Source organism: Thalassospira sp. NFXS8, from assembly GCF_040148805.1.
In the GTDB taxonomy this organism is placed as follows: domain Bacteria; phylum Pseudomonadota; class Alphaproteobacteria; order Rhodospirillales; family Thalassospiraceae; genus Thalassospira.
The window spans coordinates 84947-111251 of record NZ_JAGEMF010000005.1; the positions used below are offsets into that span (position 1 = coordinate 84947).

Annotated in this window: 6 protein-coding genes; 4 read left to right on the forward strand and 2 right to left on the reverse strand. The window is 52.5% G+C overall.

Annotation, left to right across the window (positions count from 1 at the left end; translation table 11 throughout):
* The first annotated feature begins 46 nt into the window (after positions 1-46).
* The 4 genes from J4E05_RS20970 (at position 47) to J4E05_RS20985 (ending at position 3931) form a co-directional block, all read left to right on the forward strand.
* Complete coding sequence (locus J4E05_RS20970; RefSeq protein WP_349599761.1) at positions 47-1369, forward strand: SPFH domain-containing protein; 1323 nt, start codon at positions 47-49, stop codon at positions 1367-1369.
* 107 nt (positions 1370-1476) lie between these two features.
* The gene (locus J4E05_RS20975) at positions 1477-2286 is read left to right on the forward strand and encodes a thioesterase II family protein (protein ID WP_349599764.1); all 810 of its coding nucleotides are present in this window, start codon (positions 1477-1479) and stop codon (positions 2284-2286) included.
* A gap of 114 nt (positions 2287-2400) precedes the next feature.
* Positions 2401-2970, forward strand: coding sequence for a YcjF family protein (locus J4E05_RS20980; RefSeq protein WP_085591985.1), 570 nt, complete (start codon positions 2401-2403; stop codon positions 2968-2970).
* A gap of 190 nt (positions 2971-3160) precedes the next feature.
* Complete coding sequence (locus tag J4E05_RS20985) at positions 3161-3931, forward strand: hypothetical protein (RefSeq protein ID WP_349599768.1); 771 nt, start codon at positions 3161-3163, stop codon at positions 3929-3931.
* 74 nt (positions 3932-4005) lie between these two features.
* Here J4E05_RS20985 and J4E05_RS20990 read toward each other — a convergent pair whose 3' ends face one another.
* Both J4E05_RS20990 and J4E05_RS20995 read right to left on the reverse strand, forming a co-directional pair.
* Positions 4006-7500 (reverse strand): AMP-binding protein, encoded by a 3495-nt coding sequence (locus J4E05_RS20990; RefSeq protein ID WP_349599771.1) that lies wholly within the window; start codon positions 7498-7500, stop codon positions 4006-4008.
* A 12-nt stretch (positions 7501-7512) separates the two neighbouring features.
* Positions 7513-26007: a non-ribosomal peptide synthetase/type I polyketide synthase gene (locus J4E05_RS20995; RefSeq protein ID WP_349599774.1), complete on the reverse strand. Its 18495-nt coding sequence runs from the start codon at positions 26005-26007 to the stop codon at positions 7513-7515.
* Positions 26008-26305: the final 298 nt, after the last annotated feature.

The following is a 26305-nucleotide window of genomic DNA, read 5'->3' on the forward strand; positions in this document are numbered from 1 at the left end:
ATGCTGATGCAGCTTCTGGCATTTCCCGGTTTGGACGAGACATTGAATGGTTGAGAGCGCCGACACGGCAACTGTTTCACCTGGCGTTGACACAGGGAAGACAGAAAGCGGGCAGGAACAAAATCGCGGCCTTCGTGCCATCATCGACAGGTATCTCGACGGGCTGGCGGCCTTGCTTCGCAGATATCGCACGTCAATACTGGTAACACTGCTGTTTTTCGTAATCGGTTTGATTGCGTTGGCGCCGCAGATATTCATTACCGTGCCATCCGGGCATGTCGGTGTGCTGTGGTATCGCTTTTTTGGCGGTACTGTAACCGATCATACCTATGGCGAAGGCATCCACATGATCTTCCCATGGGATGAAATGTATATTTACGATGCCCGCCTTCAAAATCAGTCACGTGTCTATGACACCATTTCATCGAACGGCCTGTCGATGAAGGTCGATATTGCTGTACGCTACCGCATTAACCGCGATAATGCCGGCAACCTGCACAAACTGGTCGGCCCCCGTTACCCCGAGGTACTTGTTTACCCCGAAATCGGTTCGCACGCGCGTGAACTGATTTCGCGCTATACCCCTGAACAGCTTTACACCGAAACCCGTGCTTTCATTCAGGCTGAAATTCTCGAACGCATGGTCAACCAGTTGGGGTCATCGCTGGTTAATCAAAGTTTCCAGGGAAAGCTGGTAATTGTCGAGGATGTGCTGATCCGTTCGGTAACGTTACCGGAACGTGTCTCTGCCGCGATTGAACGCAAGGCTGAACAATATCAATCGATGCTGGAATATGATTTCCGGCTTGCGCGCGAAGAAAAGGAAAAACAGCGCAAAAAAATCGAAGCCGAAGGTATTCGCGAATTTCAGGATATCGTTGCCAAAACAATTACACCGGAATATTTGCGCCTGCGCGGTATCGAGGCAACCATGGCGCTGGCAACGTCGAAAAACAGTAAAACAATTATCATTGGTGGCAAAGATGGCCTGCCGGTTATTTTAAATACCGCAGATAACAACATCAGCGACGATGGCAATAAACCGGAAAAAGACCAGGGTTCATCGACAGATTTAACTGGCGATACAATGAACACCTTGCCATCCGGGCAACAGCTTAATGCCCGAATGCCAGATATTTCGCCGCAAAATGCCATTTCACCTGGCATTACCAGCACCGAGGCCCCTGCCGCACCGGTTGATGGCATGCCAAATGGCAACCAAACCAGCCAGAAAACCGCAACGCTGTCATCGGCTGCCGCACCTGGCAATAATCCAGTCGGGCCCGATGGCGAACCCCAGCCAACGGCCCAGGCCGATCCGACGGGCGCACCTGAAACACCTGGCACCAAAGAAGCGCCCAGAAAATAACCCATCCTGTGACAGGCCTGTTGCGTCACGATGAAATGCAACGGCCTGTTAGTATTACCTTTACCTGGCGATTTTATCGGCAAGCATAAAATTCAGAAACACAGAACATGACCCAGACACCTTGGCTGATACAGCCAACACCCCGACATTCCACGCGGATGCGCCTGTTTTGTCTGCCATGTGCGGGGGGCGGGGCGTCTTTTTATCGCCTTTGGCAATCAAAGCTGCCAGACGATATTGAGGTTATTCCTATTTGTCTGCCCGGCCGGGAACAGCGGTTGGGGGAACCTGCAATTGATCATATCGATCAGATGGTTCCAGGCCTGGAAAAGGCAGTTTTACCGTTACTTGACCTGCCCTTTGCATTTTTTGGCTACTCCATGGGCGGTATCATTGCCCATCATCTGGCCTGCCATCTGGCAATTCAGGGGCATCACACGCCTGCGCATCTGTTTATTGCGGCTCTTCGTGGCCCCGACCTGCCCTTGTCAAGGCCACCGGTTCACGCCTTGCCATCGAATGAATTATGGCAACACATTGCCAACTATGGCGGAACACCAAAAGAAATACTGGAAAGCGCAGAATTTCGTGCCCTGCTCGAACCCTCACTACGGGCAGATTTCAAACTGGTCGAAACAACATCTTCCCGGAACCTGCAAAAACTGAATTGCCCTGTTACTGTTTTCGGCGGCACAACGGATACCAGTCCTCGACCGGGGGAACTTGCCGGATGGCATCAGGCAACAAATGCGCACGTTACAATACACACCTATCATGGCGGTCATTTCTTTATTCAGGACCATCAAAACACGTTATTATCTATTATTGCGTCCGAAATGTCGGGAAAAATATTCAATCCTAAAAACGCAAACGAAAAAAACCTTGCCTCAACCGCTGATGAAAATGTCCTAAAATGATAATTACTTCTACGCGTTGCGAATGGTCGTAAGTTGAGGTAGAGTATAAAAGATATCTTATCACTGTTTATTTAGCCCATCCATCGACATACAGCTATTTACGAAGAGGCGATTATGAGCGAAGCAGAGACAATCGAAGAGACTGAAGAAGTCACGCTGGCAGAAGCTGACGAGCTCCGTGCTCAGTCCCGTGACTGCATCCATCGCCACAGCGTTTATGCTGCGGTGGGTGGTCTGGTTCCAATTCCTTTCCTTGAAATGGCAACAAGCAGCACCATCCAGTTACGGATGCTTGCCAAGCTGTGTGACATTTACGGCGTGCCGTTCTCGGAAAATGCCATCAAAAACTCGGTTGCGACCCTTGTTGCAACAGTATTCCCGGTTACCGGCGTTGGCGTAGCAACAGCAAGCCTTATCCGTCGTATCCCGGTCGCGGGCACTGTGTTTGGTATGGTTGCCATGCCAACCTTTGCAGCCGCCAGCACCTATGCCCTTGGGCGCGTCTTTTCCTGGCATTTCGCCCGCGGTGGCACGGCTTGCGATTTCGACTCAGAAGAAATGAAAGACCGTTTCAAAAGCGAATTTGCCGAAGGCAAACGCAAAGCGTCGGAATTTGTTAAAGGTGGCAGCAGCAAAACAACGTCTGCAAAATCCACCGGTGGTGCAGCAACGGCCAAAGCCTGATTCTGGCCTGCACATCGTAATATTATTAAAAATGCCCAAAGCATGCTTTGGGCATTTTTTTATCTGGTGCCGAACCTGTTTGTCAGACCAGATCGCGATAAATATATTTGTGTTTTATAATAGAGTTCACACCCAAGTATTTTTGTTCACTTTAAATATTTAATCCCGGTAATCAGTACGAGACCATCAGATGACCAATCCGGATGCGATCAGCATTCAATCACTTGTATTAACACGCAACAAGGCACCCGGAAGCTTTGCAAGCGATACACTGCTACGCGCAACACTGGCAATAATCGACCTTGATTGCCTGATACCGGCGACCTGTAACAATTTGGTTGCGTCCCTGTTAAACGAAACTGAAATTACCCGTATCAACAAATTTACACATGTCAAACGCCAGCAAAGTTTTACGTTTGGCAGGCTTGCGGCAAAGCTGGCACTTTCTCATCACTGCCCGGGTCATAATCCGCGACAGGCGCAAGTCGATAACGGTGTTTTTGATCAGCCTGTCATCACAAGTGCCCACACCGCATTTAATGACCTTGGTGTTTCAATCACGCATTCTGGCCATTATGCGGCGGCATTGGTGTTTCATCGCGCTCATCCGATGGGAATTGATATCGACTTGCCAACCACTGACGATGCCAACTTAATTCTGGCTGACTTAAAACCTGCCATCACCGAAATGCTTGCCGGCCTGCACCTTGGCACCCAAGCCAGCGCTGGCCTGATCTGGGTGGCGCGCGAAAGCATCGGAAAAACCCTGACAACCGGCATGATGACGCCGTTAGCAATATATGCCCCGTCATCAATCGAAATGCAGGACGGAATTTTTGTTGTGCAATATGAAAACTTTGCCCAATACCGCACCCTGATCTGGCCCGGCATTAAGGGTTGGTTCGGGCTTACCCTTCCCCGCGAAACAGCACTTTCCCTGTCAGACTTTCGCTGGACGTAAGGGCCAGTTCATAACGCCAAATACCCTTAACATCGGGGTCCGGGGCAGATGTTACCTGCCCCGGGTCAGAATTTTCAGCCAAGTTGTTCACGGATACATTTGGCAACGCCAACAATATCTGGTGCCATCATCATGGATCCATGAGTGCCACTCACCCATTTCAGGGTAAGGTTCGCACCAACAAACTGTTCCCAACCGCTATATGGGTCGCCGTCAATGCCCGGTGCGGCCAGGCTTGCGGTTGTTGGTCGCACCAGCAAAACATCGATATCGTCAAGTTTGGGCGGTACATAATGAATCGCTGCCAGCGCATTATTCTGGAATACCGCCAACAAACGCCGAATAACACTGCGATCCGCACTTTGAGGCAAAAGATCCGAATCTTTGCCACGTACCAGCAAATAATCAATCCTTTGTTCCGGTGTCATTGCCCGAAGCATATCAACATCAAGCAAGCCAAGTTCCGAAAACATATCCGCAAGATATTCGGCTTCATCCTTGCGCAAAATCTCGCGTACCGAGTCCGGCACGGCTACCGCATCAAGCAAATAAACCCCGCGAACATCAACACCGGACTGTTGTAACCGATATGCCGCTTCAAAGGTGAGCAACCCGCCAAAGCTCCACCCTGTCAGATGAACCGGCCCTTCTGGCAGAGCGTTGCGAATGTGGGGCAAATAGGCCGCTACCATTTCCTCAACCGACGGATACAGGGTTTGGCCTTCTTCCAGACCTTGTGCCTCGACCATATAAATCGGCTGTTCAGGGCCAAGTTCCCGCGCAAGATTTTGATAACACAAAATATTTCCGCCAACGGGATGGAAACAAACCATCGGAATGGCCGATCCTTCGGCATTCACCGAAACAATCGGACTTTTCGCATATTGTTCTTTTTGGCGGTCCTCTATCCGGGCGGCAAGTTTCGCAACACTGGAACAACTAAACAAATCACTGAGCGGTATTTTAACGTCTGTCATATGATTGATTTTTGACAAAAACTGAACCGCCAGAACACTATGCCCGCCCTGTTCAAAAAAGTCAGCGTCAGCATCCTCGATACGGCAATCAAGCACCGCCGACATAAGCCCCGCCACCGTGCGCTCCAGGTCGTTCGATAACGGTTTGGCCGGTTTGGCATTCCGCAGGTCCGACTTTTCGTCCGGGGCGGGCAATTTTGAAAGGTCGACTTTACCGCTAATCGTTAGCGGAATGTCAGCAACACATATCAAGTGGCCTGGCACCATATAGGCCGGCAGGCTTTGTTCAAGCATGCTGCGGCACGAAGCTGCTTCAAAACCCGCGTCAACAACAAGATAGGCAACAATATCGGCACTATTTGCAACGCGACCTGCGCGCAGGGTAACCGTTGCCCGACGCACCAGCGGATGTCGGCATAGCGCATTTTCAACTTCACCCAGTTCAAGTCGATTACCACGTACCTTGACCTGGCCATCTTCGCGGCCAACAAAAACAATCTCGCCGTCACTACGCCGACGGCCGATATCGCCGCTGCGATACCATCGGTCACCATCAGCATTGATCACAAATTTCTGCCCGGTCTGGGCCATATCGTTTAAATAACCCCGCGCCACACCGGCCCCGCCAATGCGAATTTCACCTGGCACGCCATCGGGCAATACGCGCCCCTGATCATCGCAAATATCAATAACCACACCCTGAATGGCCTTTCCAATCGGCGGCGGCAAAATTTGGCGATAATTATGGGATGTCATCACATATTGCGCACTTGAAACGCAACATTCGGTCGGGCCATAGGCATTGACCAGCTTGCAATTGCCATGTTGGGCACTGGCAAAAAATGTTTCGACCAGATCGGCCGAAACAACTTCGCCACCAAGAACAACCATCCGCGCGCCACAATGCAACCCGCTTTCCTGCCAATAATCAAGCAGTAAGGAAAACAGGCTTGGCGTTGCATCAAGCTGGTCAATCTCGTGATCGATGATGAAACGATGCAGGCTCTCGGGGTCTGTCCGTGTTTCCAAGCCGGGAATATACAGGCTTTGACCATTCAAAATGGCGGCAAATATTTGAACAATGGACCCGTCAAAAGCAAATGGCGCAACACAACTAAGGTTCAAAGGGCGGTTACTATCGTGATGTTTAATCGGGTCAAGTTGGGTATCAAATACCGACTGGGCCAGATTAACCACCGAACCGTGCTCAACCATCACCCCTTTAGGGGTCCCGGTTGTACCGCTGGTAAACAATATATAGGCAAGGTCATGGGCGGTTGTTGCCACTGTAACGGCGTCATCCACCTGACGCGCAAGATGCGTGCTATCGTAACGACGTTTTTGACCCAAGGCAGGTTTTACCGCGCTATCAGGCCTTAAAACACAATCAAAAGTATAAGGTGCAGGGTCAAACCCTGGTGCAGCAATGGCACTGCGCTGAGCCACGAACCCGCCCTGTTCGGCAACCCAGTCTTTAAGGAATGCTTCGGGTACAAACAGGTCTTCTAAAAAATCAAGCCGGGTATCATAGCCTTTGCCTGCATTATCGCGCGCAAACATTGCCAGATCGGCAAGATATTGCTCTTTACTGTCGGCATCCCAGACATTGCCCAGATAAATCGCCCCGTTCGGCTTCAAAAGACGGGCGGCCTTGGCCAGAACCTGCCGCAAATATCCAAAACCGGGAAAATTCTCGATCACGCTGTTAAGAATGACCAAATCAAATGAACCCGGTTCGTAAACATCAATATCATGTGCACCTAATTGACGCCCGACAACATGACGCATACCGGATTCTATCGCCAGGGCTTCGGTCCGTTCAACATTGCGCCGGGACAGATCGGTAGCAACATAGCGCCCCACCACCGGTGCAACATGCTTCATCGTAAAGCCCGAAGCACAGCCGATTTCAAGCACATGTGCATCTTTGGAAACCAGATCGGTGATTTTATTGCGCGCATTGGCACCAAAGGCATCCATCGCACTTTGTGCAATCGGCTGCCCCGTAAAGGCACTTTTCCAGCCCCCCGCCTGAATATTGTCGGCATCATCACCTGCCAGATGATCCCACAATTCAACCGACATCAGCGACCCGGGCATTTCCGATAGGGCGTCAATGTTAGAATGATTAACGCATAAAACATGCGCCAGCCCCTGGCAACGCCACTGTAACTGATGTAAATCGCCAATATGGGTGCGATCTGCCAACACCAATGCAATATCGGCATTGCGCACCATGGCTGCACGGCGAACCAGCGGCACAGTCGGGTCAAGCGGCACAAAGGCATGCCCTGCCTTTAACACCGCCAGAACAGCCGTAATATAATGCTGATTACGGCCCGTCATAATGCCAAGTGGCGCTGTTTTCGCAAGTTCCAGACTGGTTATAAACTGCGCAATCCGGTTGCTATCACGGTCAAGCGCACCATAGGTCAGACTGGCGTTTTCATCCACAATCGCGAAACGATCCGGAAACGAACGGGCAATATCGGCAAACCGCTCAACAATGCTGGCAATTGTTGCTTCCGGTTTGGTGGTCTCGGCATTCCGGGACGTCTCGATAGTGTCAAAATCAAAATCGGCGATTTTCATTTGGCTGTCCCTTTAGGTATCAAGCGCAGCGGCACTGGCAAATTTGCCCAAAAAGGCAAGCCAGCGTCGCATGGTTTCGGCATCAAACAGGTCGGTATCATATTCCAGCGTAAAGCGGGCCTGACCCGCCTCCTCGACAAGGAACAGAATAACGTCATGTTTTGCTGTTGTATTATCGACAAAGGCATCCAGATTATCGGGCAGCAGACCCGACCGGTTATCCTTCGCCAGCGGCAGCCCGGACGTATCGCCGGTATCTGACATACCTGGCAAATCGCCGAACCGTTGATATTCAAATACGACATTCACAAGCGGCTGACGGTTGGCATTCCGTTTGGGGGCAACCGCGCGCACCAGTTCATCGAACGGGTAATCCTGCCGGTCAAGCGCCGCGGCAATATTGGCATGTAACTGGTCAATCAGTGCGCCAAGCTCCGTTTCATCGTCAAGCTGTACCCGGATCGGCAAAACATTTACGAAAAACCCGATCAACCCTTCTGTCTCGGTCCTTTCGCGCCCGGCTACGCCCATGCCAATAACCATGTCCTGCTGGCGTGTCAGACGATAAAGCATGGCCGAAAACAAGGCCAAACCAACCGCCGACAGCGTTGTGTTGTGGGTCTGCGCCAGTTTGTGCAGCCCCTCAAGCACCGGGCGATCAATTTGCAAATGAGCATGTGCCCCGCGATAGGATTGAACATCGGGTGCCGTGCGATCTGTCGGCAAGGCAATCTGCCCGGGCGCGCCACGCAGTTTTTCCTGCCAATAGGCAGCCGCCGCCGACCAGTCCTGTCCCGCCTGCCACCAGGCATAATCCTTATAACTAATCGGAAGCGGTGCAAGAACAGGGTCGGTTTCATGCAAAACAGCCTGATACAACGCACCTAGTTCCTGTTGCAAAATGCGCGATGACCAACCGTCTCCGACAATATGATGCGTGGTTAAAACCAGAAGAATTTCGTTCTTGCCAACTGTAATCATACGACCCCGGATTAACGGGGGCTGATCCAGTATTATCGGTGTGGCCGCTTCTTCACGGGTCAGGCGCAGGGCCTCGCGCGCAGGGTCGGCATGGTTTGAAACATCCTGAACAACAACATTTGGCGCCGATACCGGGTGGATATGTTGTGTAATCACCCCGTCCTGTTCATGAAAACCTGTGCGCAAGGTTTCATGACGCACAATCAGGCGCTTTAGGGCCTCTTGCAAAATATCGGCACGTAAGGAACCATCGCACCGCATCACATAAACCATGCCATAGGCGCTACCGTTACGGTCCATCCTGGATAGAAGGTAAAGGCGCTTTTGGGCGTGGCTGGCCGGATATTCATCCATAACAGGTGCAGGTAAAATACCCGCTTTTTGCGTATTTGCGTTCGATTGACGCAGGCTGTTCACATGCCGGGCCAGGGCCGCAATCGTCGGGCTGGCAAAAAAGTCGGCCATGCTAATGCGTTTACCAATGCGGTCAGCAATGCGGTTTACAATGCGGATCGCCATCAGGCTATGCCCCCCCAACGCCGCAAAGCCGGTGTTGCGATCGTAAACCGGCAATTGGAAAACATCGCTGAAAATATCGGCAATCACCTGTTCATCCGGGCTAAGGCTGCTATCAACGTTGCTGGCCTGCGCCCCGGCTGGTAATTGCAAATTTACCTGCGAAAGTAATGCGTTGCGATCAACCTTGCCATTCGCCGTAACGGGAATATCGGCAACCAGATACCATTTTGTCGGCACCATATAGCCCGGCAGGCGTTGGCCAAGCCATGCCTGCAGTTCCCCTAACAACACATCGGACTGCACAGTGTTTTTACCGGGTACTTGCTGAATACACCCGATAATCTCGCCGCCATGTACCCCGTCATGGTTGTACAAAACCACCGCATTCTGAATGTCAGGTGCCTGTTGTAACTGATGTTCGATTTCATCAAGTTCAACCCGAAACCCCCGCAGCTTGATCTGATTATCGCGTCTGCCGCCAAATTCGACCCGGCCATCACCCGTCCAGCGGGCAATATCTCCCGTGCGATAAAGGCGCGCACCGGGTTTATCAGGATCAGGAACAAACCTTTCTGCTGTCAGTTCCGGCTGACACCAATATTCACGTGCCAGCCTGCCCCCGCCAATCATTAACTCGCCCCATACACCAACCGGTGTCCGCAAACCGTGGGCATCACGGATCACGGTTCTGGTATGGGCAATCGGCCGACCAATGATTGTAAAATCGCTTTCTTCGCAAATATCGGAACGCAAAACCGGCGTCACGGTTGCAAATGTTGTACTTTCCGTCGGGCCATAGCCGTTAATCAAACTGGTATCCGGGCAAATATCCATGAATTTGGATACATGCGATTTGCTGATACTTTCCCCGCCGATCATTAATGTCCGCAACCGCGACAAACTGGCCGGGTCGGCATCAATCTGCCGATTAAACAAACCGACGCTCATATACATCGTCGTGATACCAAACGCTGCCAGCGCTGCGCCAAATTGTGACGGGTCCAGCACGGTATCACGCGCGATCACCGCAATTTCGGCCCCGGTTAACAAAGGCGCCCATATTTCAAGTGTTGCCGCATCAAATGCCAATGGTCCGGCCTGGGCCATCACGCCACCTGCGCAAAGCCCGGTGTAATCCGCCCCTTGCACCAACCGCATGACAGCGCCCTGTTCGATCAGCACCCCTTTTGGCTGCCCGGTGGACCCGGATGTATACATAAGATAGGCGGGGGCACGTTCCGGAACATCAAGAACCGGGGCCACAAATTCGCCTCCGATATCAGGTATATCAGCGACATGACACATTCGAACCGCGTCATTAGCAATATCTGCCAATGAGGCCCGGCCCACGTCATCAACCAAAACCAGTGTGGCGTTACTATCACCAAGAATAAACAGATTACGTTCCGCCGGATAAGCCGCATCGAGCGGGACATAACCGGCACCAAGGGCCGTAATCCCCAGTATTACAGCAATGGCTTCGCGCCCGCGATCAATATGCATGGCAACAAGATCGCCCTGTCCAACACCGGCATTCACAAGATACCGGGCAATGGCTCCGGCCCGTGCTGCAAGGTCGGCATAGCTCCAGGAACCCGCAGCATCACGCACGGCACAATTGTCTGGTGCCAAAGCAACCTGCCGGGAAAATTCGGCAAACACCCCCTCGTGCATCGATATCGGAACATCGGGGCCATTTTCCCACAGGTCAAACTGTGCGCTCTGTTCTGCCGGTAACAGGCTGATAGCATCAAGTTTCTGACTGTCACTACGGATCAGGCGGCGCAAGGTTGCGGCAAAAATACGCCCCAAATCATCCATCCGGGTGCGATCAAACATATCGGCATAATAATCAAACGAGATTGTCATGCGCTCGGGAAGATCACGCACAAAAATTGACAGATCATTTTTGCAATGGTGCCGCATCAGGCCAACGGGACGAATATGTGTATTGGCATCATCTGCCGCAGCCCGATAGTTCATATAGGAAAGCGATATTTCCGACAGCAATGTCCGATCTGGCGCAGCCGGGGGGCATAAATCGTCTAGCAACATGTCCAGAAAATAAGCGCGATGGCGTAAAGCCTCTACATGCTGGGACTGCATTTTAGCCAGCAGTGATTTTACAGTTTCACCATCCTCAAGGCAGGTTCGCAATGGCAACAGGGACACCATCATACCGGGCATATCGCGGAACCCGTTCGCATCCCGTGCATCTACAGGAACGCTGATAACCAGATCACTTGTTTCGGCCAACCGTGACAAAACGGCAAACCAGGTCGACAGGATCAGGGTAAACATCGTCACCCGCTGCGTGGCAGCAAATTTACGAGCATCAGCCAGCAAGTTGCTGTCCAATTCAAACGACGTAATTTCACCGTTAAAAGTATGAAATGCCGGCCTCCGCCGATCAGATGGCAAATTGATCATCGGTAACGCACCGCGATACTTTGCCTGCCAATAGTTTTTGGCATCCGCCAACCGGGCCTGGTTTTCCCCCCGCTGGCACCACAGGGCATAATCACTTAACTGATGTTTTAACGGCAACAACGTTTTGCCAAGATACAATTCAAACAAATCACCCAACAACCGTTCCGTCGTAGAACCGTCAGCCAGGACGTGATGTATATCGAAAAACAAAGCCAATTTGCCGGTTTGGTCCGTCAGGAATTGCCAGCGAACAGGAATTTCGCTGTTCAGATCAAATGCTCTTACCAACCTAGCACAGGCATCTTCAACCTCACCATCAACCATAACCGGTGTCAGGTCGGGCATGGCGTGTTCAGGTTTCAGAACCTCCATCTGCCAACTGTCGCCCTGTGTGGATATCCGGGTGCGAAGAATTTCGTGACGTATAATCAGTTGCGTGATCACTGCACGCAAACGCCCCATATCAACGGTGTCATCAAGCAAAAAGGCATGGGGCAAATTAAATGCCGTGCCCATATTCCCCTTTTGCCCGGCATTTAAAACCGACAATTGTTCAGGGGCAGCCGGGTACGTTATTAACGCCATCCGGTGTGTGCTGTCGTCACCGGGCTGATCGGCGGTTACTTGCGGTACAAAATTCGCTGGCGCATCATCAAAACCGGCAATTTGGTTATGCCCGTCATGACCAAACTCGCTATTCTCCGGCCACGGATCAAGCAGCTTTTTGCCTAGTCCTGCGACAGTAGAATGTTCAAACAAATCAGACAGGCTTAGCGAATAGCCAAGCTCCTGCGTCATCCGGTCAACAATTTGCATCCCGGTTATTGAATCACCACCCAGTGCGTAAAAATCCTCGGTCGGGTCGACGGCATCATAGCCAAGTGTTTCCGCCCAAATACGGCCAATTGCGACAATCGGGTCCACTTGCTTGCCGTCGGTATCCACGTCCCTGCCAGACGTCATAATATCTGCGTCTGTTTCGTCCACCCCAAGCAATCGGGCCAACGACACGACCGACGATGCCGAAAACAGATCGGAAATTGTCAAGGACAGGGATAAATCGTTTTGCATTCGATCAACGATTTGCATCCCTGTAATCGAATCCCCGCCAAGCGCAAAGAAATCCTCGGTTATGTCTAGTGTGTCATATCCCAGCGTTTCGGCCCATATCGCGGCAATACGTGCGATCGTATTGCGGGTCGGTTTTGGCAATACACGATCATCTACGGCAGGGGTTTTAACGGCAGCTTCGGTGGACTGGTTATGGCCCAGAACCGCTGGATCAAGCACAACAACCTGCGCCAAACCACACTCAAGAGCCCTGCGCCACAAAGACACAGCCTGTTGCGGTGAAACCCATGCGCCGTCATGAAGAACAACATTGTTTCGCGCCGCCATACCCTGACCAGCAAGGGTACACCAGTCTATCACCATTGCGGGGCGACCCTGTGCGCGACGATAAAATGCAAACCCGCCCAGAAACCCGTTGGCCGCACAATAAGCCGATTGCCCCGGCGCACCGGTTATCGCTGTAACACTGCCAAACATGACAAATGCCTGAACCGGATCGTTCAATGTTAACTGATCCAGGTTCCGCGCACCGGCAATCTTGGCCGACAAAATATCGTTAAAACTGTCCATATCCCGCACGGCAAGAAACCCGCCATCGGCAAGGCCTGCCGCATGGACAATGGCCGTAATCGGCCCCAGATTGCTTCTGATGTGCGCCAGGGTTTGATCAAGGGATTTTTGATCCGATACATCACAGGAAAACAGTGAAATATCGATGCCCTCGGCCCGCAAGGCGACAAGCCGACTTTTTGTTTCAGCATCAAGCAATGCTTCGTCACGGCGGCCAATAAAAGCCAGTTCAACCTTGCCGCCTGCGGCCATTTCGACCGCCAGCGCCAGGCCAAAACCACCAGTACCCCCTGTAACCACGCATACCCCGTGATCGGGCCAATTGGATTGTTTGGCACCGTCATAATTTTCAAACATTGCCAGATCGCGGACCAGCCGTTGTCCATTGCGATAAACCACAACCGGGTCCCGCGAAGGAATTGCCGCCAGTTCCGACCCGATAACGGATGAAACCGTATCTGGCGGCATATCGGCATAACTCAGGGTCAATTTTGGTTCTTCGTGAGCAGCGGCAATAACAACACCTGCCGCCGCAGACTGGTCCGGGTCGATTGCAAATTCACCATCCGGGGCAAATGCCCCGCACCCAACCACTGTCAGACGCAACGGCCCACTTATATTTCGCAGAACATTTCGCAACACCTGGGCCGTGCGCAATACGGCATCCACGCCGGGTTGCAAGGCAACAATCGCGTGTGAAACCCCGGCAAAGGTTGCTTTATCCAGCGTTTCAGGGTGAACAAGCCGACATTGTTTTGGCACCGGCCAAAAATCACCGTCAGCAATAAACAGGCAGCCGACCGGGCACGGATGTGCCTCAACATTTTCGGGGTGCCAACTTATTTCAAGGGTCGTTGGCCCCTGATTTAAGGCATTTTGGCCGGTTTTGGCAAAGCGAATACCTCTTACAGCAACAACAGGCTGGCCGGTTACACCGTTAAACAGTGTAACATTCAGCTTGCCTGATGGTTGTAATTCTCCGCATGCCAAAATATCGGTGCCAGACACACCATAAACAATTACTTCATCCACACCAACCGGCACAGACGGACCGTTCTGATTATCCAGGGCCATGCTACATGCAACATCGGCAAGTGCTGGGTGATACACCCAGTTTTGCAGATCCGCATGATATTGCGATGGCAGGCGCAACTGTTTTATCGCAACGGTTTTGGCCGGGTCAGAATATAGCGAAACGGTGCAATCCCAGCGTGAACTGGTTGTAATGGCCCCAAAATGCCCGGTAAATGCCGCCAACGGCACAGAAACAGTTGCCTTCGCGCGAAAGGCCGCCAGCGACAGGTTGTTACCATCAACATCAGAGGCGGCCTGCATATAACGCGCACTGGCGAACACACGCCACTGACCATTTTTAAGGCGTCCCCCCAGTTCCACGCTGTCATCATTGCCGAATGAAAGTGTCACGTTGCCATCAGGAACGGCGTTTACCATCAAAGCATGGTGCCATACCAGATCAGACAGACAAACCGGACCAGCACCATTCCCCATTTGGGCAGCCGCCTGTGCAATCAATGCAGGAACCGCCATCCCAACAAGGGTTGGCTGGCCGTTCAGGCGATGTTCATTTGCCGGCCAAAATCCCGGATCGTTAATGTTGATTGCAAAACTGCGAGCAGTGGCAGTGTCAACCGGCCCCTGCAACATAGAAACAGCTTTTGCTATTTTAACATCAAACACCGGTTTGCAGGGTTTACGAACGTAAGGGGCCGACGGCAGGGACACCCGCCGCGCCCTGTAATTTTCAGGCCAAGCCAGCACCGCACCATCAAGATAGGCTGATATTTGTGATTGCGCGGTTACATCATCGGTCACGGCAACAATGGCATCAACCGTGTGGTTTTGCCCGCCATTGGTTGCTTCACCAATGTGCCCATTACCGTTTACCAAGCGTTCAAGATGACTTTCCAAGGCATCACAATCATGAACTGCAACCGCAAATCGATATTTCAGGGAATCTCGCCCGGTAGCGAGTGTGAAAGCAATATCGCGAACCGAAAGAGCGGGCGTTTTTTTAAGTATTCTCAGTAAGTTTTTACCATATTCGCGCAACGCGTCAGGGCTGCTGGCAGAAAGAGAAACAATAAAATGATCCCTGTCAGTTTGCCCGGTATCATCGGCTTGCAAACGGGCAGGTGCCGCCTCAAGCACAATATGGGCATTAATGCCACTAAGCCCGAACGAACTGACACCGGCCCGGCGCGGAATACCTGCGCCGCGATCAGGAAGTTTTGCCAAATGCCCGGTGACACGCACCGGGGCACGGCCAAAATCAATCGCCGGGTTTGGCATTTCAAAAAACGGCTGCGGCGGTACGTCGCCATGGCGCAACACCATAATAGCCCGTGCAAGGCCCAGGGCACCGGCAGCACCATCAAGATGCCCGAAATTCCCCTTGGCCGAACCAATATAGGCTGGATCGGCGATGGGGTGGGCACCCGCAAATGCCCGCGTTAGACCATCAATTTCGATCGGGTCGCCTAACGCGGTTCCCGTTCCATGTGCTTCGAAATATGAAATGGTAGTCAGGTCAATGTCAGCGGCCCGGGCGGCCTGCGCAATAACCTCGGCCTGCATTGCGGGATTGGGGGCTGCCGCCCCGCTGGATGCACCATCCTGGTTAACAGCACTGCCGCGAATAATAGCATGGATATTATCGCCATCCTGCATGGCTGCACTTAAGGGCTTCAGAACGAAAATAACGCTGCCTTCACCCATGCCGGTACCGTCGGCACTGGCATCAAAGGCGCGCGTGCGCGCGGTTGAGGAATCAATTGTAAACCCGCCTGCCGCATCGGGCGGACAGGGTAATAATTTGGCACCACCGGCAATGGCGACCGTGCATGTGCCATTGCGCAAATTCTGGCAGGCCTGATGCACCGCAACCAGCGACGATGAACAAGCCGTATCCACCACCTGCGCCGGGCCATGCCAGTCTTTCAGGAACGACAACCGTGTCACAATGTTTGACGGCACATTCAGGGCAAAAACCTGTTCAGCCCGGGTTTTTGCAACATGTTCCATTGCAACCCGCCACACCGGGTTGGCACCACCGCCTGCAAAAACCCCCACATTCTGGCCCCGCAACGCATTGCCACCATAACCGGCATCTTCCATCGCCATCAGGGCCGTTTCAATAAACAACCGTTGTTCCGGGTCCAGCAACCCGGCATCGACCGGTGCCATACGGAAACGGGCGGCATCAAAATCAAAAATACTGTCAAGATATGCCGCTTCGCGAAACTGTTTGGGAACGGCTTTGCCCATTACGGTAAAAAGTTCGCGGGTTTCGGCGTCGCGTGTGACTGGTAACGCCCCGACGTGATCGCGCCCGGTCGCAATGTTTTGCCAAAAACGATCAAAATCGTCGGCACCGGCCACCCGAACACCCATGCCAATAATGGCAATCGGTTCGTCAGTGGCAAAATGACCGTTCGCGCGTAATGCCATATTACTTGCGGGTGAATGTGCATTTTGCCCGGTCAAATAATCAGCCTGGCGGGAAATCGACGGATTGGCAAACAGATCGGCAACACCCATTTTACCGGGCCAAATAGTGTTGATCTTTTCAAACAATTTTAACAGCAAAAGGGAATTGCCGCCGATGTCAAAAAAACCGTCGTCCCGGCCGGGGTCAATGTCGGGTAAAACCTGTTGCCATAACTGGCGTATTTTTAATTCGATCTGGCCCTGTTCACTGGCCGATAACACCGTTTTTTCATCTTGCTTTTCCTGGCGATCCGATGGGGCTTTGCTCGCAACCATCGGCTGGCCTGACAGCGCCTTGCGATCCACCTTGCCGCTGCTGGTTTGCGGCAAATGATCAAGGGCAAAGAACCGCGCCGGGATCATATATTCGGGCAGGCGCTGGCGCAAATGGTCACGCAAATCTGAAACGCTCAGACCATCCTTGCCCAGAACAAAAGCATGCAATTCGTCAAAACCGCCAACTTTCACAGCCTTGACCGGCGCACGTTCAACAAATGGGTGGCTTTCAAGTGCCGCCTCGACCTCGCCGCATTCAATACGGAAACCGCGAATTTTAACCTGATGATCAATGCGGCCCAGATACTCGACCGTGCCATCACGCCGCCACCGGCCCAGATCGCCGGTGCGATAAAGGCGACAGCCATCATTATGCGGGTCACTTGGGAATTTTTCCGCACTTAGTTCAGGCCGATTGCGATACCCCAACGCAATTTGGACGCCGCCCAAAACAATTTCACCAGTTACACCAATGGGCAGAACATCCATTTCCTGACCCAGAATTTGCACCGTGGTATTGGCAATCGGTTTGCCAATAGGAACAATGCCACCGGTTTGATGGGGCGAACACGCCTGCCAGGTTACATCAACTGTGGCTTCGGTCGGTCCGTAAAGGTTATGAAGTTCGGTTCCAAACGGCTGATGTAACAATTCATTAAACCGCCTGACCGTCGCGGCATCCAGGGCTTCGCCACTGGCAAAAACCCGGCGCAAACTGGACAGTTGGGCCGCTTCAACCATGCCACTTTCAATGGCAAACAAAAACGTTGCCAGCATGGACGGTACGAAATGAATAATCGTCACCTGATGCCGGTCAATTTCACTGGCGATTTGTTGCGGGTCGCGTTCAGCACCGGGGGACGGCAAAACAACCTTTGCCCCGGTCCATGACCACCAGAAAAGCTCCCACACCGAAACATCAAAGGTGATTGGCGTTTTTTGCAAAATCACATCACCCGGGCCAATCGGGAATGCATCCTGCATCCATAATATGCGGTTCAAAACACCCCGATGGATAATTTCCACCCCTTTGGGGCGCCCGGTCGAGCCTGATGTAAACAACACATAGGCCAAATCGTCGGGTTTGCTTGCCAGAACGGGCACATCGGCATCGTCAGCACCATCAATCAGGATGGTTGTGGTACCATCAAACAACCCGGCACAGTCGGCAGTCGTAATAACGGTGGCTTCCTTGCCAAGGTCTTCAAGCATGTCATGACGGCGCTGCGCCGGGTGATCAGGGTCAAGCGGGCTGTAAGCCGCACCCGCCAAAAGAGTTCCATGCACAGCAGCCAGCATATTGATCGAACGGCGCACAGCAATGCCAACGACATCACCGCGCCCGATATTTGCCGCCCGCAACCGTGCCGCAATACCGGCAGCGCGACGCGCAAACTGCGTATAGGATAATTCACCACCTTCATCGACAACGGCAATGGCATCAGGGGTGCGCGCCACCTGATCAAGGAAGGGTTCGGAAATGCAACGGTCAACAGGCAGGTCCAGCGTGGTCGCGTTAAACTGGTCGATCAGGGCGCGTTCGTCATCTGGCATTATGGCAAGATGCGCAAGCGACGTGGTTTGTTCACTATTTAATGCCGCACGGCACAAACTGTTCAGGCGCGCAATTACGCTTTTGACGGTATTTCGATCAAACAGGTCGGTGTCAAATTCAAGCTGACCACGCAAGGCCCCTGCGGCCCGCCAGAAATAGAACCCAAGATCAAATTTGGCATAAGGAAATGGCATTTCGACCAATGACAGCCCGGCACCACCCAAATGGCCCATTTCAGGCGTCCCGTCCTGCCACGCGACAAGCACATCAAATAACGGGTTACGCGACAGATCACGCGGGGCATTAACCGCATTCACAATCACTTCAAATGGCACGGACTGGTCGGCCAACGCATCGCTGATACATTTACCGGTTTGGGTAAGGTGCGCATCAAACGATTGCTCAGGGTTAATTTTCTGGCGTAACGGAACCGTATTAACAAAAAAGCCGATGGTATTGTCAAATGCGCCATGCTCGCGGCCAGCCACCAGCATCCCCAGTGGAATATCGGTTTGCCCGCAATGGCGATAAAGCAGAACCTGCACCAGGGCTGTCAGGATATTAAAGGCCGTTGTGCCGTGACGAATTGCTGCCGCGTCAATTAACCTGGCATTATCAGCATCAATATCAAAATCAACAAAATCACCCAAAAACCGGCGCTCTGCCGGGCGCGGATAATCGGTTGGCAGGTTCAGTGGTTCACATAATGGATCCAGCCGGTCTTTCCAGCGGATAATGGCATCCTTGCCTGCATCACTTTGTAAAAAGCCCCGCTGCCAACTGGCAAAATCTTCATAATGACGGTCAATTTCGGGCAAATGCGGCGGTGTAGCCCCTGTTTCAGCACCATAAAAAGCAGCAATTTCACGTAATAACACCGGCATCGACCAACCATCGCATATGGCATGATGCAACGATATCATCAGCCAGTGACGATCCGGCGCCAGCGTAATCAAATCAGCCCGGCTCATTGATGCATTATCCAGGTCAAACGGGCGTGCTGTTTCCCGGGTGACAAACTGGCGCGCTGTATCCTCGGTCATCTGATGGCGCTGCAATATCCAGCTGCCTGCCGGCGCAAGATACTGGCTTACCCCATCAGGGTGTTCGGGGTCTGCGCGAAAGCGCAGGCGCAAGGCATGCTGGCGGTCTTCGAGGGCAAAAAGGGCACGTTGTAATGCAGCTGCATCAATTGCCCCGGTAATTTCCAGTGTCGCCGGGACGGAATAAACCGCCAGTTCCGGTTGCAATCGCTGCAAAACCCATAATCTGGCCTGTCCACTTGATAATGGGAAAACATCTCCCTGGGTACGCAACAATGTTTGCCCGGTTGAAACCTGGCGGTTATTCGCAACCAGTCGCGCAAGATTTTCAACCGTTCGGGCGGCAAAAATATCCTGCAATTTTGGCCGAAAACCTGACTGTTTTTCGATAAGCCCGGCCAAACGCATTGCAATCAGACTGTGCCCGCCAAGGGCAAAGAAATCCGAATTCGGGGTGATTTCCTTATCGCCAAATAACCTTTGAAACTGGTTGATCACCAGTTGCACGTCGTTGGCATCGGCATCTGCCTGCGCATCAACACGTGTTTCCGCCACCAGCAAAATCTCACGCAGGCGCGATCGATCCACTTTCCCGTTTACTGTAACGGGCAAATGATCCAGCACCACGATACGCTCAGGGATCATATAGCCAGGCAAATCGCGAGAAAGCGCACCCGTCCAGATATCACGCTGGTCATTGTCGGCGGCAATAGCAGCCCCCAAAAACGCATCAGCACCCTTCCCGATCGCCATGACGCAAACATTACGGATGCCATCTTGCATCGATAATTTGTCTTCAATTGCACCCAGTTCGACCCGGTGCCCGCGAATTTTAACCTGGCTGTCATTGCGCCCGCCAAATTCAATCACACCATTTGCACGCCAGCGTGCCCGGTCCCCGGTTTTATACAACCGTTCGTCGCCCAGACAATTTACCGTAAAAAACGCTTTTTCGGTGCGTTCTTTCGCCCCGGTATAGCCCAGCGCCAACCCGTCACCCGCAGCATATAATTCACCCCAGACATCAATCGGGGTAACTTCCCCACGCGCATCAAGGATGTAAACCCGGCTGTTGCCAACAGGCGTGCCAATTGGAATATTACCAGTGGCAATATCCGCATCGCTAATAGTGTGCATGCAGGTAAAGGTCGTGTTTTCAGTCGGTCCATACCCGTTGATCAGCGTCAAATCCGGGCAAGCGGCCCGGATCCTTGCGATATGAGCCGGGCTTAATGCTTCGCCACCGCTTAACAGGCGGTTTAACGTCTGGAAACTCTCAGGGGCCTCGTCAGCAATGCGGTTTAACAGGCTGGATGTCAGCCACATCGTCGATACATGTCCGCGGCAAATTGCCACGCGCATCATGCCCGGGTCAAAAAGTGCATCATCGGCAATGATACATAAACGCCCGCCATTTAAAACAGCCGCCCATATTTCCAGTGTCGAAGCATCAAAACCAAGCGGAGCAGCCTGGGCAATGACATCGTTTTCATCAAAAGGCAGGCTTTTATTATTCAGAACCAGCCGCGCAACCGCCCGGTTAGGTATCAGAACCCCTTTGGGCTTTCCGGTAGAACCCGATGTAAACATAACATAGGCAGGATCATTGCCCGCCCTGTTGGCTGCAAGTGGATGCTCGTTTGTACTTTCCGGTTCTTTTCCATCCGGTAGCCCTGCCATATTATATATTTTTTGCAGTTCTGACAGACGTTGATATTCATCCGCATCACATAGCAGGGTTTGTGCCCCGCACTCAGCCATCAAATCGTTAATTGCCTGCGGTGGCAATGCCTTGTCGATCGGCAAATAAACAGCGCCGTGCCATGCAATGCCCAGCAAGGTAAGGATACTGTCGATGTTTCGCGCTGCGGCCAAACCAACGATATCACCCGGCATGACACCAAGTGTGCCAAGTTCCGCCGAGATCGACGCCAGCCTGATGCCCATATCACGATATGTGAGGGTCGTTGTGCCATCATCAAGGGCGACGCGTTCTTGGTAACGCGGGTCATTAACGCGTTTTGCAAGCAACGTCCCAAGACCACAATCCCGCGGATAATCTGACCCGGTATCATTCCAGTCTGATAACAAAAGCTGTTTTTCAGTTGCCGGAATCATTTCAACAGTGCCCAGCGGGCGTTTTGGTTCCTCGGCCCAGGCACAAATCAGGGTTAGGAAATGTTCGGCAAAATGCTCAACCCAGCGTGTCCCGTAAGTCGAGGTCTGATATTCGATTGCCAGATGTGTGCCTGCACCGCATTTAACCAGCGCCAACATCAACGGGAACTTACCAGCCCCAAAATCAAGGTCGTTAAGGTCGTAGATGTCTTCGTTAATTTCAATAATGCTAACCGCATCACATGGCAGACCAACCGGACCGCGTGAGATGGTCGAAAGGTCCATGCTTAGCCGCGACAAAGGATAGTCCTGCACATCCATCACCGACAGAATTTCATGTCCGACCTTTTGCACCAGATCATCAAGGCCACGTGACATGTCGGGTGTAATCGCTAATGGCAAAACATTGGCGAAACACCCCAGGAATTGCCTGCTATCCTGATCAACCCGCCCGGCAAACGGCATGCCCAAAACAGCGGCACCACTTTCCTTGCGACGTGCAATAACCGCAATGACCAGTGCGGTCCACAAGGCTGTCGGGGTGGCGCGACTGGCATATTTCGATAATGTATCAAGTGCGGTCTTTTGCCGGGATGACAAACGCCAAAACAAGCGTTTTCCTGCGTGCGTGTCATGGTTATTATGATTGGCCATCGGGTCAGATGGCAACCGTTCGGCAAGCAAATATTCTGTCCGGCTTTGCCAGAATGCGCGGGCTTCGTTGCCGCGCTCGCCTTTCAAGTCACGATGGGCCCGCTCGGCCAGAACCTGGGCCGGGCAGGTTTTACGCACCTCCTCGCCTGCAAGCTCGGCCTCGATTTCGGCTTGCAGCAAACCAAAAGACTGACCGTCAAAACACAAATGATCAACGGCAACCGCCAGAAGCGCTGGTAGCGTTCTGGTTTTTTCAACATAACCAAAACGGGCTAACGGCCCCTTTTCAATGTCAAACAACCCGGTCCGAATATCCTCAAACTGGTCAAGGCGCATGAACGGAACAGCCATATGGGCGTGAACACGTTGAACCAGTTCTCCTTCCTGCTCGACAAAGGTTGAGCGAAATGCTTCGTGCCGGGCAACGATTTTATCAAGCACCAACCGCAATGCATCAAACCCGGCTCCATCCGGTAAACGCAGGCTAGACACAATATGATATCGATCATCTGGCGGCAGGTCGCGGCGGGCCAGCCACTGGCCTTCTATCGCCGGATGCGCGGGAAATGTGGCAGTGATCGGGGCATCACCAGCACGGACAGTATCCCCGCCAACAAAAACACAACCGGATGTCTTGTTTGTCATGCCTGTCTGTGGGTATGCGGCAACTTCCCCGTCGTTCCGATCGGGCAACTTTGCCGTTGCAGCACCCGGTTTAACATCAACCCCGTTTACCCACATTTTAGCAACACCGCGCAGCAATGCGAGCGAACCGGTAGTGTCGTCGTCCGTAGTTTGGGCAGCGTTTAATGCCGGCTGCAGGGGGATGCACTTGCTGACTTTAACGCCATTTACCGCTGCCAACCGACAAAGCGTGTTACCAAAACCGCATTCAACCAACAAAGCACCCGGCAATGTTGCCAGCAACCCTGTGATATTATCGGCAAACCGAACCGTATTGCGCAAATGGGAAACCCAGTAATCCGGGCTTGTTGCATTGGCATCTGAAAGCCATTGGCCTGTCAGATTTGACTGCACCGGAATTTTCGGCGCAGAAAGATTTACATTGGCAACCACATTGCGAAACTGATCAAGAATCTGATCCATCAGTGAAGAATGAAATGCCTGGGAAACAGTCAATCTTCGGCCAGGTTTACCGCGCTGGTCCAGGTACTTTGCCAGCCTTTCAATCGCCTCGACTGATCCTGCAACAACATGCTGGCGCGGGCCGTTTGCCGCCGCGATTGCCAAATCGCCCCCAAATGCGGCTAATAATTCGTCAACATCGGTCGCAACCATTGACAGGGCATACATTGCCCCTGGTTTTGTGGCTTCCATCAGCCGTCCGCGCAAAACAACCAAACGCAATGCATCGTCAAAGGACATAACACCGGCAAGACATGCTGCAACATATTCACCAATGCTATGCCCAACCAAAGCAGCAGGCTGCACGCCGCGGCGGATCAAATAATCGGCCAGTGCATATTCAAAAATAAACAATGCAGGTTGCGTACAGGCTGTTTGGGCAAGGCGTTCAACATCATCGGAATTGCCGTCCGAAACGACCAAAAGATCGCGCAAATCTTGCGGGCCGGAAAGGCGCGCAACCGTCGTGCAGGCACGGTCAATCAGATCGGCTGACAGAATATCGGTGTTATAAAGGGCCCGGGCCATGCCCGGCTTTTGGGCACCCTGCCCCGCAAACATCAAAACAACCGGCGGCACGACCGCAGGCACCGTGCCCGAAATGCGGGCAGGGGATGTTTCATCCCGTAAAGCCTGGCATGCTGTTGCCTTATCCGCCGCAACAACAACCGCACGAACCGATCCATCCAGTTTATCATCAACCCCGGCAGTCACATCATGCAGATCGGCATGATCCACCATGGTCGTCACCCGCCTGTGCAGGTCGGCGATTTTGTCGTCCAGCGCCGACGGTGTATTGGCGGATAATTGCCAAACATACGGGTCAGAAGATGCCGCCAATGCCTCCGCTGGCTCTGCCTTGCGGATGGGATCAGCCATTATCTGATGTTGGGGGGCCGGTACATCTTGAACGCCTGCAACTGCAACGACACGTTCGTCGACCATCTCATCTGGTGCCTCAAGCGCGCCGAGATGCCGCACAAAAGACCGGATGGTTGAATGCTCAAAAATTTCGACCGACGCAATTTTACGGCCAGCCAGTTTTGACAAGGCAAACTGAGCACGCGGCACCAGCAACGAATGTGCCCCGATTTCGAACAGATTGGCATCAGGGTCAATAGCATCAACCTGAATTAACCCTTCCCAGATACGGCTAATTTCAATGATCAATTCACCTTGCCGGGCGGCGGACATTTGCGTTGGCAGAACAACAGGAAGAATATCATCCTGTTTTGCTGTTTGTGCCAGATCACCGCGCAAACCTGGCAAATCCAGATCAACAACAGCCTGCATATTATGGCTAATCGTGGCGATCGGTTGTTGTCCGCCATCGGCAATAACTGCGTCGAGTAACACCTCAAACCGGGCGGCAATTTTCTTAACCTCGTCCAGATTGATCCGTTCGGCGTTGTATTGCCAAATCAGCGCGCCTTCCCGTTCGTCATTGCCCAGTTCTTCGGTCAGGAAGACCAACCCCAAATCAGCAACCGGACCGGTATAAACATGCTGGTATTTTGTTTTTATGTCGGCAAAATCCGGCGCCGAGATCAACCCGAGACTGTTAAAAAATGCCCCGCTACCCGACAGACTTTTCGCACCCAGCATTGCCGCGCGCATCCGCACCGGACCAAGGCGAATATGACGCACATCACGACGTATTCTGGTAAATATGTTTTGGGCCAGTTCGGCAAAGCTGGCATGCTGGTCAAGGTTAACATCGAGCGGCACAACACAGGAAAATGTTCCTGGCATGTTGCGTTCATTACGCCCGATCCGGTTAAGTACCGGCAAGGTCATCACGGGATGGCGATTTCCACTTACTTCGGCCAGCAACATAATAAAGGTTGCCATCATCACCGACGTCGGTGAAGTCTGGCACTGGCTGGCGACGTCTTCAAGCGCGACCAGTTTCTCCCCGTCAAAACCCAGCAACACTTGCGCCTGCTGGCTGGCCTGTCGCTCGGGCCGGGATGAAAAACGCGTGACCGGTTTATCGGATGCCAAACGTTCGGTCCAATAGGCCAAATCGCGTTGATAGGCGGGGCTGTTCACATAGGCAATTTCCGAGGCGATAAATTCGCGATAAGGTCGGAAGCTGGTATCGGGGGCTGCCACGTCAGACTGTGAAGCGCGATATATTTCTGCAACCCGATCCGCCATTAAATTGCCAGCAAACCCGTCGCAAACAAGGTGATGATAAACCCGAACCCACCAGTAACGGTCATTTGCCAGTCGCAGCAACCGGTGGCGACAATGGATATTACCATCGGGACCAATCAGGCGGGTGCGGGCATAACGCACTTCTTCACAGGCAGAAGCCTCAATATCGTCGGAAAAACGTAAATCAACAACGCTAAAGTCCGTGGGCAAACAGGCGGGAGCAAATGACTGCGAAATGTCGCCATTTTCATCGCAAAATCGCAATCGCAGCGCATCATTTTCCCGTTCAGTGCGAATAATCGCCTGATGCAAGGCTGCAATATCAAGGTTACCCTCAAATGTTATGACATTGCAGATATTATAGCGTGCAGGATCGTTTCCCTTATCCCGATCCAACCAGATTGCAGATTGCGGTGACGTCAGAGGATAGCGACCCTCTTCGGATTCCGCACCCGAATGTGCCCATTCAATGTTCAACGCCTGCCCCTTCAAACGTTGCCGCGTTACCAAGCACTCACCCTAAGTGCTTTGGTTCACTCGTTCTTTCCAGGTTGAATTTGTGCGACAATAACCCAACCCGTTAATTAGATTATGCGTTTGATTTGACCATGTTTTCAAGTGACGGTAGAAAAAAATTATTTAAATTTATGTTTCGTGCGTAGGTCATTTTCCACCTGCCGTCCCACAGCATGTAGCAGAAAGCGAAATTATATTAGAGAACATTTTATTTTTTCTGCCCGGCACTGGCAAACATAGCGGCGACACGATAAACTTT